We start from the raw sequence: 14,579 nt of genomic DNA, 5'->3' as shown, positions 1-14,579 counted from the left end.
CGCCACCCCTGGTCAGACGGGGTTAGTGATTGTAATTTTTATGCCATTAGCTTGCCAAATCTAAAGGGAAATATTCAGGCTCTGCAAGGCAGCGGATAACCACCAACTGCCATGCAGCCGGGTGTCAGGGGGACGGGGTTGTTGACACCTTTCGAAAAAGGTGTCAACAACCCCGTCCCCCTGACAGAAACCAATTGCTTTTCAACACCCATACTGTAAACGGCCTTTCAACATCTGGTTGCAGTTGCATGCATATTTACTCATCAAAGCCACAACCAGCACATCTTTGATATAGCTAAAAAAACGCCTGGTTGGGAAGTTATATTAAGTGTTGATTTAGGCAATAATGGGATTAATTCAACTTCAGGAGGATGACAATATGGATATGATTTCGCTGGAGGAATTTAATCAACTGCCCCATAAGGAACAGGTCGCGGTTCACCGGGAGATGAAAAACTCCCTGGGTATCAACGGCATATTGGAAGCATGGGATTTGAGCAGAAACAAATACTATTATATGGTGAAGAAAAGGAATCTCAACGAAGATAACAAGAAGAAGAGCAAGACATCCAAGAAGGCTGCTCCGGTAAAGGCGGAGACAGATGCCGAGCCGAAGGTAAAGAAAACAATCCGCAAGATGGTATCGTCCGGTGACGAAAAGGTTGCCTTTGATATCTCCATACAGGGTTCTACTAAAGTGGTCACAACCATACTGGAATCCATTACCGACACCTACAATTCAGATACGGTTTTTCAAGTCAACATGTCAGTGCGGCAGATATAACGCAGAGGTGTCAGGGGGACGGGGGTTGCTGACAACAATTTTAAAATTGTTGTCAACAACCCCCGTCCCCCTGACACTTACTCGATGTTGAAAATCAGCTCGGACGGAATTGCATTATCGTTTGATTTCAATCCCGCCCATGATGGTAGTGCATTTCAAGTGCAAAATTTTCTCGCTGTTGTGCAGGTCACCGCTCTGCATGCTAGTGCTGCCCACTATACCTCCGGTGCCCCGGCCGAATAAGTCTACTCCTCCCAAAATGGCGGTACCGGCGCAGGTTACGGCTGCATCCTCCGGAACTATCACGGTTATGCCTCCCATGATAGCTGTCAGGGTTAGGGTTATCTCCTTTTTTGTAAATATCGCCTGGCGAATATCGAGGTCGATGCCCCCCATTAGGGCAGTATATTCAGCATCTTTGAGTTCCCAGTGTTCTCGGGTTTTTTCCACAGAACCCATGATCGCCGTATTACCTGTACTATCGCGACCGCTCTTAAAAAGTATGTTCAGACCAATGACAATAAGCACCACCGGCCAGAAACCTTTCCAGAACAGCGACATATTTACATCGAAAAAGCCTGCATTGCGCCCGAACCATAAAACCCCCAGGCTTATTAAGACCGCCCCGGTCACCAATGCTACCAGGTCTTTACGAGTGATGAGGTTGATTCCCGCGATAACAAAAAGCAGCGGCCACACCAGGCTGAAGACATAACCGAGACTGATGGATGTAAACCCGAAATTGTTTAAGAGAGCGATGACCCCAAAAGCGATGATAAGTATTCCTGCCAGGTAACGACCGTTTGATTTTTCCATTTAGATCACTCCTATGTTGCCCTATAGATGAAATTTCTGCACATAGTATGACGCAGACTGCATTTCATATACAGGCCGATCCCCGGCACCGAATATAACATCATTGCAGACATGGTTATTGCGCAGGACCCCCGAACAATACAATCAATCCGTAGTCAACCCCCGCCTCCGCGGTATCGCCAGAAGTGATACTCAGGTTTTCAAATATTACCCGCATTTTGTACCCATTGTTTTCCACATCAAATGTCATCTGTTCAGGGGGCCGGGCTTCCTTAGGCGCATTTCCCACCCGGGAAATGGTCTGAGCGTGATCGTACAGGCCAGTAGCAATCACCTCTTGGCCTGCCGCGTTCAACACCACAAGATTTACCTCCTGTGCAGACAAGCGTTCCAGAGCCAGTTGATATTGTGCCCCGTCGACCTGGAAATCGACCGGGAACATTTGGTTTTTCACTTCGCCCCGATGCGAGTTGGCCTTGATCATAATGTGGTAACCGCTTATGTCGATGGTATGCTGGGGATCCAGCATGGCGAAGAAGTAATTGCTTTCTTGCATCATGTAGGAATAGGCTGGCTCAAACCCGAGCACCTTCTTCATATTATTATAGGAGTTAAAATCTTCCGGCAGCCAGGACACGTAAACAGTATAGCCGCGGTTCTGGAGGTAATTCAGAATACTGGTGGCTTCAAGGCGTAGGTCCATGCTCACTTCAGCTTTGGGGGTAATTTGTCCGTTTTGGAGAATTCCCTCAGCCTCCAGCATGTTTTCCAATCGGTTTATCTGACTGTAGCGGGATACAGTAAAGGCATCTACCGGGGGTACAACCGAGAGAATGGCCAAAGCCGCTGCGAGAACGGCAATCAGCCCATTCTTGGAAACCGGTCGAACACTCAGCCAGCCTGCGCACAATAGCGAAAACAAGCCGAACAGCGCAATATAGTAACGTGATTCAGTAATCCCATAGGCATCCAGACGTATCCCCACTGAGATGAGCTGCATGATAACTACCGGAGCCAGCACTATGGGGAAAATCTTGAGATACCATTGGGCTAAACGGTTTTCTGCCAGACTGGCCAGGATATAGATTATCAGACCGGCGGCAGAATAGGATAAGACCATAGCCCCCAGTTGTCCTGACGGCCATCTCAAGGTGAAGAGAATCTTGATGAAGTAGGCGGCCAGTACCAGAGTAAACACTGCCACCAGAGGAATGGCAATATATGAAACCAGGATTTCCAGAAAGCGCGGGTATTGGGCCGAGTATCGAGCAAATTCACGATCTGCAGGATCATCAGAATTGAAGTTGGGCAGGAGAGACAAATAGTAGAGGGTGGCAAAAAGCACCCAGATAATAATCATCATGTAGGAATAGGAATCCTGATTGACCTTGAATAGCAGGACATCTACCGCCGCGATTATACTGGCACATCCCGCAGTCAGCACCCCCGAATAAAGCACCGATATGAATGCCGATTTGAAATGCACCAGGGAGATCTCATTGAAATCAGCCGCTTGGCGGTGAGATGGCACCCAGATAAAAGCACAGAATAAGGCCGCTACGGCCACAAAGGTGCGCACGGTTATTTCCTGACTAATGCTTTGCGCGGGCATGAGGATAAGATAATAACCGACGATGAGCAAGGAGGAAAACAGGTACACCACAAGCCGCTTATGCTTCAGGCCTTGGAAACGTTCACAGGCAAACTGCGCTGCTACACCCAGGAACGAACCTAGCAGAAAAGTAAAAGCCAGTTTATTTAAAAACAACTCCGGCTGCCTATGTAATGAAACCATGTAACATAATAATGCGGTGGCACCGACAAGACATACTACCGTGAGCGGAAAACGTGATACTGCTTCGAAAAGTCTGAGCATGGTGTTTCGCAGGACGGCCACAACTCGGTTCACATCATTTCCTCCTTGTTGATCAATTAACATGGGGCATAATATACCTTATTACATAAAAACCGTGATAATACTTGCAGCTAGCAGTTTCAATCCTGGTCTTGCTGTGGATACGGGAAGCGCACATAGAAAGTCGTTCCTGAGGGGCCGGTTTCAAAATCTATGCTGGCATTATGTCGGGCGGCAATGCTATAGCATACCGCCAGTCCAAGTCCAGTGCCCTTTTCCTTGGTGGTTAAAAAAGGGGTGCCTATCCTATCGATAATTGAGGGATCCAATCCCGGCCCTTCATCTTGAACGTAAAGAACGATCTCTTCAGGTTCGGTGCGGGTGCCGATAGTCAACGTTCCCCCCGGCGACATGGCCTCAAGTCCGTTTCGAGCCAAATTAAGAACCAGCTGTCGGATCTCCTTCTCATCGATCAAGGGAATCGGGGGTTTGGTAAGCTCCAAACACAGCTTCATTTCGCGGATATTGGCATCAGCCTGGATCATAGGATAGATCGATTTTACCGCTTGATCAAGGTAACGCGGCTGTAAATCGACCAACTTGTCCTGTGCCATGCCCAGGTATTCGCTTATGATTTCATTGGCCCGATCCAGTTCCTCTATCATCAGCTCAAAATAATCCAGGTCGTCCTGATAAGTATGTTTATCGATCAAGAGCTGCAGAAAGCCGCGAATGGTGGTCATGGGATTACGGATTTCATGGCCTATACTGGCCGCCATCTCCCCCACCAGTTTGAGGCGATCCAGCCGGGCCATCTGCTTCTCCAGGCGGTTCTGCTCGGTAATATCTATAATACAGGCAATGTGGCAGGCAAGCCCATCTATATCCAAGAGCTGGCTCCATAATATGCCTTGCCGTATTTCCCCGGCTTTATTGTGAAAGCTGAGGGGAAAATGCTCGATTCTACCCTTTTTCATAATCAGCGCAGAGAATGATCGACCATCATCTTCGGTATAGAATTGGAGTTCCGAACTGGTTCGGCCTATCATCTCCTGGCGGGTATATCCAATACTGCGGCAAAAGGCCTCGTTCACATCGATGAAAGTACCCCCGTCCAGGGTGGCCAGGCACATCATAATAGGACTTCCGTGAAAGGCCTTGGAAAACTTCTCTTCCGATTGGCGCAGGGCGGCTTCAGTTACACGGCGAAAACTGACATCACGGATGGACTCGATAGCCCCTACCGGGTTTCCCCTGGAGTCTAACAGAGGAGATGCGGTGCCATAGAGAAAAGCCCCTTGTTCGCCCACCAGAGGGCAAAAACTCTCCGCGGATATACGGGGCCCATCGCGGTCCATACTCAGGTAAGAATCCTCTATCCCGGTGTCGATAAGGTTTACCAGGTCGATCAGAATGGGCCTCTTCTCCCCGTAAAAAGGCAGGCTATATTCGTAATCACCGCGGCCCAGCATGTCTTCTGCCTTGACTCCGGTCATCATTTCAATGGCTCTATTCCAGGCTATGACCCGGCCGTTCTGGTCAATAACAAAAGTGGCGTCAGGCAGGAAATCTATGATATCTGCCTGACGCCGTTCCGATTCTTTAAGATCGCTTATATTGCGGACCACTCCCACCACAGTGTCATCATGGTCCGAAACTGCCACATTGCACGACCACCAGGAGTATGAACCACTAATATCTCGGCAGCGAAACACCAGGTTTTGATCGCTGCCTTTAACCAGCCTGCGCAATCCCTCCAGGGTGATGGCTATGTCATCAGGATGGATATTCCTTTTAATCAGTGTACCAATAGACTCCCGCCCGGAATAGCCGGTGGCGAGAATGAAGTTGGAGTTTACCCGTTTGATCCTGCCTCTGGTATCGGCGATTACAAACCAGTCGGAGGAAAGATTGAACAACTCCTCCAACTGTTTTTCAGCCTGATAGCGCAGGCGGCGTTCTTTTTCCAATAATCGTTCGAGCTCTTCTATTCTATGTATATACCTGTCAATGGCATCCTCATGATCTGGGGGATATGACATTACTTTCCTCCGTGGTAGTATAAGCTTTTGTCGTTATTTTAGCATGTTTTCCTTAGAATTGCTGAAAGTGCCCTGACTAAATAATAATGGGGAACAGTATTCACTGCTCCCCACCAAAACATTGGTATTTTCAAATGTTATATTTAATAGTGAAAGTACCTAACTGGCTTGATCTTTCCGTTTGGCAGAACGCTCCCGTTCGGTTTTATCCAGAATCATCTTTCTGAGCCGCAGGGATTTTGGAGTTACCTCCAGTAGTTCATCATCATTGATGAATTCCAGGCACCTCTCCAGGGTCATTAGCAGGGGCGGAACCAGACGCAAAGCCTCATCACTCCCCGAGGCCCGTGTATTGGTGAGCTGCTTTTTCTTGCATACATTCACAGTGATGTCCTGGCTGCGGGAATTCTCTCCCACTATCATCCCGGCGTAGACGTTTACCCCGACGTCTACAAACAGCGTGCCCCGTTCTTGCGCGTTATACAAACCGTAAGCCACCGTGGTACCGCTTTCAGAGGCCACCAGCGAACCGCGGCTACGGGTGGCAATATTCCCTTTAAAAGGTTCATAAGACTCAAAACAATGGTTGAGTATGCCGTTTCCCTTAGTATCGGTAAGAAACTCTGAGCGATAACCGATCAACCCCCGTGCGGGAATCAGAAATTCCAGCTTCACGATGCTGCCGGTACCGTTGTTCATGGTCAAGAGTTCCCCTTTGCGGCGGCCCAGGCCTTCGATCACCGTACCCACCTGTTCATCGGGAACCTCGATAAATACTCTTTCCACCGGTTCATAAATCACCCCCTGTAAGGTCTTGAGTATGACCTCAGGGCGGGTAACTGCAAATTCGTAGCCTTCACGGCGCATAGATTCGATAAGGATGGAAAGGTGCAGTTCACCGCGGCCCGACACCTTGAAACAGTCCGGGCTGAGTTCCTCCACTCTCAAAGAAACATTGGATAATAATTCGCGCTGCAGACGGTCACGAACATGGCGGCTGGTGATATAATTGCCTTCTATGCCAGCCATAGGGCTGTTGTTGATAACAAAGTTCATAGCAATCGTGGGTTCATCAATATCCACGAATGGGACCGCATCAATACAACCCGGGCTGCAGATGGTATCCCCGATGGTTATATCCTCGATGCCTGATACAGCAACGATTTCGCCCGCCCCGGCCAGGGTAGTCTCCACTTTCTTCAGTCCTTCAAAGGTATACAAGGTGTTAATCTTGACCCGTTGCTCTTTGCCGCTCGGGTTGCACAACACCGCCTCCTGGCCTTTGTTTATAATCCCGCGGCTGATTTTACCCACCCCGATGCGGCCCACATAATTGTCATAGTCTATGGAGGATATCATCATTTGCAGACTTCCCTCCCGTTCTCCTTGTGGTGCCGGGATTTGGGCAATGATCATGTCCAAAAGGGGTTTCATATCCACAGCCTCGTCATCGAGGCCGAACTTTGCATAACCTTCTTTGGCTGAGGCATATATTACCGGGAAATCAAGTTGTTCTTCATCAGCGCCTAAATCTATGAACAGGTCCAGAATGGAATCAACTACTTCCAAAGGACGAGTGCCGGGACGATCGATTTTGTTTATCACCACTATCGGTTTCAGACCTTCTTCCAGAGCCTTTCTGAGTACGAAGCGGGTCTGTGGCATGGAACCTTCAAAGGCATCGACCAACAGCAGAACCCCGTCGACCATCTTCACAATCCGTTCCACTTCACCACCAAAATCGGCATGTCCGGGGGTGTCGATAATGTTTATCCGTGTATCATCGTACACTATACTGGTATTCTTGGATAATATAGTAATTCCGCGCTCCCGCTCCAGATCATTGTTGTCCATGACTCTGTCAACAGCTTGATTGTGGCGGAAACAGCCCGCAAATCTCAGCAGTTTATCCACCAGGGTGGTTTTGCCATGGTCAACATGAGCTATAATAGCGATATTTCTCAAATTAATGGGCTTCACAATCAAAAACGACCTTTCTGCCTAATCTCTTTGCACAACAGTCCAATTATAGCACAGTCATCCCTAAAAGACACTTTAAACCGTCCCCCAAGTAGCCCTTTGGTTGTAACCATGGTTAGAAAAAAAGAGCGACCTGTTGGTGGGAATCAATCCAGAAGCAGGAATATTTATCCTTAATACTTAAATAGATAAAAGATACAGCACACGGTAAGGGGGTTGGTATGGATGACTAGAGCGGATGAGGACCGGTTCATAACCCTATCATTAGCCTTCGAGGTCTACGGGCGCGAAACCGATGAACTAACCGACGAAGGCTATATGATCAGTTTCTGTTGTGTGACGCCTAAAGGAGAGGATTTCATCAATAAATATATTGAATACCACAAACAGGCGGTATTAGAATCAATGCGCAAAAATAACTGCAGCCTGTGCGAGGTGCAGGAAGAACTGGGATTTCAGAATTACCTGACTATCCTAAGAATCTGTGACCGTCTGTGTCAAGATGGTTATCTGGAACACACTGGCGGGTATGATTACCAACTGAAAGGCTGAGAATCGGTCTCAGCAGTTTGAACCAGCAATCAACTCGAACGATTGACATGAACAACTTAATATATTCATTGTCAGGGACCGACTTAACATCGGTCCCCTCTCATTAAAATGGTGCCAGCCGGGGGATTGGGATGCGTGGCCCGGCTGGCTATGCGGTTATATGAAGGGCGCATTTAACCCCTCATTCAGATTACTCAAGGGAATTCAAAGCTGCGGAAATGCGGCTGTGCTGTTTATACTGACCGTTCCGAAGCTGTCGTCTCCCCTCTGAGGTAGGATTTTTCAGGTGGGTATTGAGCAACACCTGAGCCAGTTTCCTCCTGCTCATTGCCACATGAGGGAGAAGAAAGCCTTTATTCCCTCTGCCTCCATTTCCGCTGTATATGCATAAATACGTACCAGGGCTCAATGTCTTGCAGGTTATTAGCTGGCAGATATTTATGTATATCCTTAAAATAGGGCATACCTATAAATAATGCCTGCCTTGAGGTGGATATGAGGATTTGAGTATGCCTGAAAGAAAACTGGCATACTAACAGTAAATATTATCAATACAGGTTCAAGTTGGTACAAGTACATTGACTTGGTTGGTTCCTCTGGTATAATAAATCTGTTTATGTAATAACCATACGGTAGGGACCAGCCTCGCATAACGATCGATGATTTTAAAGGCGCGATGCTTAAAGATTAATTTTTGTTCGTATAGCCAGGCAGGGTTTTTCCATCTTTTTGGAGAACAATTTAGTTTGTGGTAACTAATTATTGTTGTAAACGGAAAAGATTTCTGGTAGGTTGATGGGAGTAGGTCTGTTTCAAGGCTGTTACATTGGTGTTTTTCAGCATTTTATTGACTGTCATCAATAAAATGCTTCCCTGCGAGACAAACTGTTAATGACATATAGGGAGGAGTCTTACGCTTTGTTTTTTGAAGGCTGGCTGTTTTATTTATTAACGGCTCTGGTTGCCGTAACTGAAGCAGTGGTTTTGTTGGTATTATTGTATTATTACTATGTATCCGTAGCCGGATGGCGCAAGCATCCGGAGGAAAAGGATTATGTACCCGTTAAAAGGTTTGCCTTGATCACCGCAGCCCATAATGAGGAAGCAGTTATCAAATTTCACTTGGAAAGCCTTAAACAGATCAACTACCCCAAGGATCTCTTCGATATTTACGTTATAGCCGATAATTGCACGGATACAACCGCAGCAATCGCCCGCCAGGAAGGTGCTCGGGTTTACGAACGGTTCTCCAATCAGCGTGGCAAAGGTTATGCTCTGGAGTGGATGTTCAAGCAGCTCTTCGATATGGAGAAAGAGAACAGCTATGATGCGATCTGCCTCTTTGACGCCGACAATGTAGTATCTTCCAATTTTTTACTGGAAATGAACTCCAAACTCAAGAAGGGTTACCGTTCCATACAGGGTTATCTGGATACTAAGAACCCCAATGACTCCTGGGTTACCGCCTGTTATGCCACCGCCTACTGGTCCATGAATCGCATGTGGCAGTTGGCTCGCTACAACCGCGGTCTCTCCAATGCTATGGGAGGTACCGGGGTATGTTTGGAGTACAACCTATTGAAGGAATATGGCTGGGGTGCCACCTGCCTGACTGAAGACCTGGAGTTTACCATGAAACTCCTGCTCAATGGCATTAAAACCTCCTGGGCACATGATGCTCATGTATACGACGAAAAACCGGTTTACTTCTCACAGACCTGGCGGCAGCGCACCCGCTGGCTGCAGGGACACTGGGATGTCTGTTTCCGCTATGCCATTCCCCTGCTGAAAAAAGGCATTAAAGAAAGAAAATGGTATCCTATAGATGCCGCCATATATCTCTTCCAACCGGTAGCTATCACTGTAATGTTGTTTAATCTGATCATGGGTGGAGTTTATTGGATAGCCCCGCAGCCTATCTATGCCTCCCCCATCACCGCCATGGCTCCGAATTGGTTCTGGTGGACCTTTGGTATACTGGGCTATTGTTATCCCATGCTCGGTTTGGTTCTGGAGAAAGCGCCGCGTAAGGCGTACTTCTATTATCTTACTTATCCCATTTACGGATTCACCTGGTTCCCGGTGACCATCTGGGGTCTTCTTAAGCACAGCAATCAAACCGAATGGGCTCATACCAAGCATATGCGCGGCATATCCATCAGCAGTATCGAATCTTCGGTCAATCAAGCCCCCATGGAAGTGGCAGTCACTGAAGAGAGCGATGATGTGGTAAATCTATCAGCGCGCGAGCCCCGGCCCCGGCGCAGTTCCAAACGGCGCAGTAAATCAGGCAAGAAATATGTTCCTGTGAAAGATAGTCTTGACCTGGAAAAGGCGGTAGTAAAGAAATAGCCGGATCAGAATTACATAAGAACACAGTAAGGCAGCGATCTATGATTGCTGCCTGCTCCTTTCAGTGTGGAGGTATAATACCACGGTAAGATCAGGGTGGAATAATGATGGATTTTTTACCTATCAACCGGGACGACATGGCAGCCCGGGGCTGGGACGAACTAGATATAATACTGGTTAGCGGGGATGCCTACGTAGACCATCCCGCTTGGGCGGCGTCACTATTAGGCAGGTTACTGGAACACCATGGCTACCGGGTGGGTATAATCGCCCAACCCGATTGGAAAAGCCAGGATGACTTCCTGCGCCTCGGTGCCCCGCGCCTATTTTTCGGAGTTTCGGCCGGCAATCTGGACTCGATGGTAAATCACTATACCGCAGAAAAAAAACGGCGTCGCCAAGATGTGTACTCACCCGGAGGAAGGGCCGGATTACGTCCTGACCGGGCTACCATCGTGTACACCAATCGCCTGCGCGAAGCTTTTCCCGGAGTGCCGGTAATTATAGGTGGGGTTGAGGCTAGCATGCGCCGCCTGGCTCATTATGATTATTGGAGCGATCGAGTGCGGCGCTCGATATTGCTGGACAGCAAAGCTGACCTGCTCATTTATGGAATGGGAGAAAAGGCCTTATTAGAGTCGGCCCAAATCTTAGCAGAAGGACGTGGCAAGCAGGCACTGCACGGGGTCAGGGGAAGCTGTCATGTTGCCTCCGAGATCCCAGAGGATGCTTTGATATTGCCCAGCTTTGAAGAAGCCTCTGCTGATGCGGTCAAATTCTCACAGCTCACCAAAATGATCATGCAAAACAGCAATCCTTTCCTATCACCCGCTCTAGCCCAAAAGCATGGTGACCGCTGGGTGATCGTCAATCCACCCGCATATCCCCTGAAGAGCGCAGAGATGGATGAGATCTATGATCTTCCTTATCAACGCCGCAGCCACCCAATTTATGCTGCCCAGGGCGGAATCCCGGCCCTGCGATCGGTGCAATTCTCAATGCTGACTCATCGCGGATGCTTCGGCGGGTGCCACTTCTGCTCCATCGGACTGCATCAGGGCAAATATATACAGAGCCGAAGCCAGGAGTCATTGCTCAATGAAGCTCGTTCATTTATTAAACACCCTGATTTCAAGGGCAGCGTACCTGATGTGGGCGGGCCTTCGGCCAATATGTACGGTCTGGCAGGCAAAGATGAAGAGCGGTGCCAGCGTTGCAAGAGGAACAGTTGCCTGGTCCCTTCTCCCTGCCCTAAACTGGACACTGACCACTCGCCTTCGGTGAAGCTGTGGCGCGAGTTGCGCCGGATTCAGGGCTTGAAAAACATCCGGGTGGCTTCCGGGGTGCGCTACGACCTGATCCTCCAGGACAGTTCCGGCTCATATTTGTATGGTCTGTGCAAGCATCATGTGGGCGGCCAATTGAAAGTTGCCCCGGAGCATGTTTCTAACCTGGTCACTACCTTGATGGGAAAACCGAATCATGCCACTTATCTGAAGTTTGTGGAATGCTTTGCCCGGGTGAACCGCCAGCTGGGCAAGCAGCAATACCTCATCCCCTATCTGATAAGCGCTCATCCCGGCAGCGGCTTGTCAGAGAGTCAGGAATTGGCCCGCTATGTAGACCAGCAGATGCAGCATCAGCCCGAACAGGTGCAGAATTATACCCCCTTGCCAATGACGGTCTCCGCCAGCATGTACTACACCGGGTTCAACCCGTTTACCCTGGAAAAGGTATATGTCCCCAGAAGTGAAAAAGAGCGTCTCCAACAACGAGCCATGCTGCAAAAGCAGGATACCAAGGTGCGGGATAGCGGGAAACCCAATTTTAGCCCCGATAGCCAGGCGAAGTTTACCCAGCCTCTGCAAAAAGCTGCCGACCAATCGGGTCGTGCTCACAAAAACAAACCAGCTCGTCGGGGCAGCAAGCAGCGGTCAAGAAAGCAGTAAGGAACGCAGGTTGGCAAATCCACTGTGGTACTGTTGGACTGAAGCTACCGTTTGATTAGCATAATAGATCGGACAATAATTCCAGCTATCAATCAAGGTGATTATCTCGGCCATCGAAAGAAAGGCCTTTCCGGAGGTATTATAGCCGATACTCTCAATGAGCTTGATAATAGATAAGGCCAGACCTATCGCCTCATCCTCTTTATTCCTCAGAGATGAGAGCAGAAAGTTGATTCTGTCCGCAGGCAGAAAAATCAAGGCCAGGGCCAGGTCAAGCGCGAACCAACGCGACTGAAAGCTATCCAGGGATTTGCCCTTATGTATAGAGGCGAAATTCTTTATTTCCTTATAGCGTTGGTTGAAGAAGTAGTTGTGGTCGAAGCCGAGAACCTGAGCCAGGTCGGTGGCCTTCAATTCCAGGATGAGGGTATTTACGGAAGTTGACAATACCTTCTGCCATTCCAATTCCGGATCTGCCGGGCGGCTGACCGGATAGCCGTCTTTGGTCAGAATTGCGTATATAAGCTGATGGGCGGTTTGGCAAGCCAGAGGTTCACCCTTCAGATGTTCTGACAGGTGGACAATGCATTTATCATCAAGCAGCGTAAACCCGGGAAACCCTGATGGGAACTCCGCGCCGGTCTGGTACTGCACCTTTCCCAATTGACTCTCCAACTGCAACAAGCGGAATTCATTGTCAGGGCTGATTTCCTTGTCTTTGAAGGGCAATACAAGCACATCCTTTACTTATCTATTATGCCTGAGTAATATGTTCTCATTATAAATCAAGCTCGTGGTATTGAGTACCATAACCTACCTGTTTACATTTTATTTGGCTTTCGTATATCTGAAGCCAGTTCCCGGGACAATACCACCAATTCCGGTTTTTTTCTGTGCCCCCTGCAGCGATAGGTTATAATGCTTCTAAAGGGCTGGATAGGAGTTGACGCAAATATTATGTATTGGAGGTAAGGAATATGGTTTCAAGAAGGCAAACAGGATGGCTGCTATTGGCACTGCTGATCATGGCAGTAGTTATGCCCCCGGCAGCAATGGCGTTTGAGACCCGTCAGGGCGATTCGGTCTATATCCCATCGGGACTAGTAAAAGGACCTTTGTTGGTATCCGGCAACAACATCGTAGTCGATGCTGACGTGGAAGGAGACCTGTTTGCCGCCGGACAGAGCATAGTTATCAATGGCAAAGTGGATGGGGATGTGCTTGTGGCCGGGCAGTCGCTGCGTATCAACAATGCGGTTAACGGAGACGTGCGCGGGGCGGGCAACGATATCAGCATTCAGTCTCCCATATCCGGCAGTATCACTGCAGCTGGCAATAGCATACGTCTGGAGTCCGCCTCAACTATTGGCCGGGATGCCCTTTTGTTCGGCAATAACCTGGACCTGCTGGGCAAGGCCGAAGGCCAGGTGATGGGCGCAGCTAAGGGCGTTCGCCTAAGCGGCAGCATCGGCAGCGACCTGCAACTATGGGAAGTAGGCCAGCTTACCCTGGCATCTTCAGCAATAGTTGGCGGCAACCTGATTTATAAATCGCCGCAGCAAGCCCAGATCGCCAGTGGGGCCAAGGTGAGCGGCGATACCCGCTGGGAACAGAGGGCCATCGATAAGGCCCCAGCTTCCAAACCGGTTGCTTTTTCTTGGGCAAGTATGCTGATATGGTTTGCTACCGGCCTGGTCCTATGGGGTTTCTTCTTCCTGCTCTTCCCAGCCTTGTGGCAGCGTCTGGCTCTAACCATGCAGGAGGCACCCGGCGCCTCTATCGGATGGGGCTTGTTGCTGCTGGTGACCATACCTATTATCATGCTTATCTTCATCGTCACGGTTATAGGCATCCCGCTGGCCTTGATATTGCTTTGTGCCTATATACTGGTGCTCCTCCTGGCCAAAATCATACTCGGTGACATCCTGGGCAGATACCTCTTACGCAGTTTTGGATGGGACGGTCGGGTGTCGATGTGGCTCGGTTTCATGCTGGGCTTTGCACTGGTACTGCTGTTATCCGAGATCCCCATTGTGGGGGTGGTGGTATCTTTGGCGGCTGCCTGTATCGCCATGGGCACCATCGCCTTAAGTATCTATAACAGCGGGCGGCCCGCTCCTGCACCCGCCAACCCCGACCCACTTCCCTGAGGCAGTGCTGCTGAAGACTACTGTCCCCACCTTGAACACACTGCAGGAGGGCATTGGCTAGCTATTATTGATTGATACTTACTGAAAAATAGCAAATAC

Annotated in this window: 10 protein-coding genes; 5 read left to right on the top strand and 5 right to left on the bottom strand. The window is 49.1% G+C overall.

Annotated elements, in window-relative coordinates; genetic code table 11:
- Window positions 1-379 precede the first annotated feature (379 nt).
- Entirely contained in the window at window positions 380-784 is a 405-nt protein-coding gene (locus AC15IQ_RS13910; RefSeq protein WP_483179871.1) for a hypothetical protein, read from the top strand.
- Window positions 785-898: 114 nt separating this feature from the next.
- Here AC15IQ_RS13910 and AC15IQ_RS13905 read toward each other — a convergent pair whose 3' ends face one another.
- From AC15IQ_RS13905 to typA, 4 genes are all read right to left on the bottom strand, one after another.
- Window positions 899-1,600 carry a LiaF domain-containing protein gene (locus tag AC15IQ_RS13905; protein WP_483179869.1) on the bottom strand — a complete coding sequence of 234 codons (702 nt, stop codon included), beginning with the start codon at window positions 1,598-1,600 and terminating at the stop codon, window positions 899-901.
- Window positions 1,601-1,715: 115 nt separating this feature from the next.
- Complete coding sequence (locus AC15IQ_RS13900) at window positions 1,716-3,509, bottom strand: DUF4153 domain-containing protein (RefSeq protein WP_483179868.1); 1,794 nt, start codon at window positions 3,507-3,509, stop codon at window positions 1,716-1,718.
- Between the two features lie 86 nt (window positions 3,510-3,595).
- Window positions 3,596-5,497 (bottom strand): PAS domain S-box protein, encoded by a 1,902-nt coding sequence (locus AC15IQ_RS13895; RefSeq protein ID WP_483179867.1) that lies wholly within the window; start codon window positions 5,495-5,497, stop codon window positions 3,596-3,598.
- A gap of 159 nt (window positions 5,498-5,656) precedes the next feature.
- Complete coding sequence (gene typA / locus AC15IQ_RS13890; protein WP_483179956.1) at window positions 5,657-7,468, bottom strand: translational GTPase TypA; 1,812 nt, start codon at window positions 7,466-7,468, stop codon at window positions 5,657-5,659.
- Window positions 7,469-7,702: 234 nt separating this feature from the next.
- Between typA and AC15IQ_RS13885 the strand changes: the two genes are divergently transcribed.
- The 3 genes from AC15IQ_RS13885 (at window position 7,703) to AC15IQ_RS13875 (ending at window position 12,330) form a co-directional block, all read left to right on the top strand.
- Complete coding sequence (locus AC15IQ_RS13885; RefSeq protein ID WP_483179866.1) at window positions 7,703-8,029, top strand: hypothetical protein; 327 nt, start codon at window positions 7,703-7,705, stop codon at window positions 8,027-8,029.
- Between the two features lie 918 nt (window positions 8,030-8,947).
- Window positions 8,948-10,381 (top strand): glycosyltransferase family 2 protein, encoded by a 1,434-nt coding sequence (locus AC15IQ_RS13880; protein WP_483179864.1) that lies wholly within the window; start codon window positions 8,948-8,950, stop codon window positions 10,379-10,381.
- A 107-nt stretch (window positions 10,382-10,488) separates the two neighbouring features.
- Entirely contained in the window at window positions 10,489-12,330 is a 1,842-nt protein-coding gene (locus AC15IQ_RS13875; protein ID WP_483179862.1) for a YgiQ family radical SAM protein, read from the top strand.
- Here AC15IQ_RS13875 and AC15IQ_RS13870 read toward each other — a convergent pair.
- Entirely contained in the window at window positions 12,316-13,059 is a 744-nt protein-coding gene (locus AC15IQ_RS13870) for a hypothetical protein (protein WP_483179857.1), read from the bottom strand. The genes AC15IQ_RS13875 and AC15IQ_RS13870 overlap by 15 nt on opposite strands.
- Before the next feature lie 248 nt (window positions 13,060-13,307).
- Here AC15IQ_RS13870 and AC15IQ_RS13865 point away from each other — a divergent pair, with 248 nt between their 5' ends.
- Window positions 13,308-14,480, top strand: a complete 1,173-nt coding sequence (locus AC15IQ_RS13865; protein WP_483179854.1) for a DUF8173 domain-containing protein — start codon at window positions 13,308-13,310, stop codon at window positions 14,478-14,480.
- Window positions 14,481-14,579 lie beyond the last annotated feature (99 nt).

The organism is Syntrophomonas sp. DTU019 (genome assembly GCA_913757435.1).
GTDB lineage: Bacteria > Bacillota > Syntrophomonadia > Syntrophomonadales > Syntrophomonadaceae > DTU019.
This window is presented reverse-complemented; position numbering and strand designations above follow the sequence as displayed.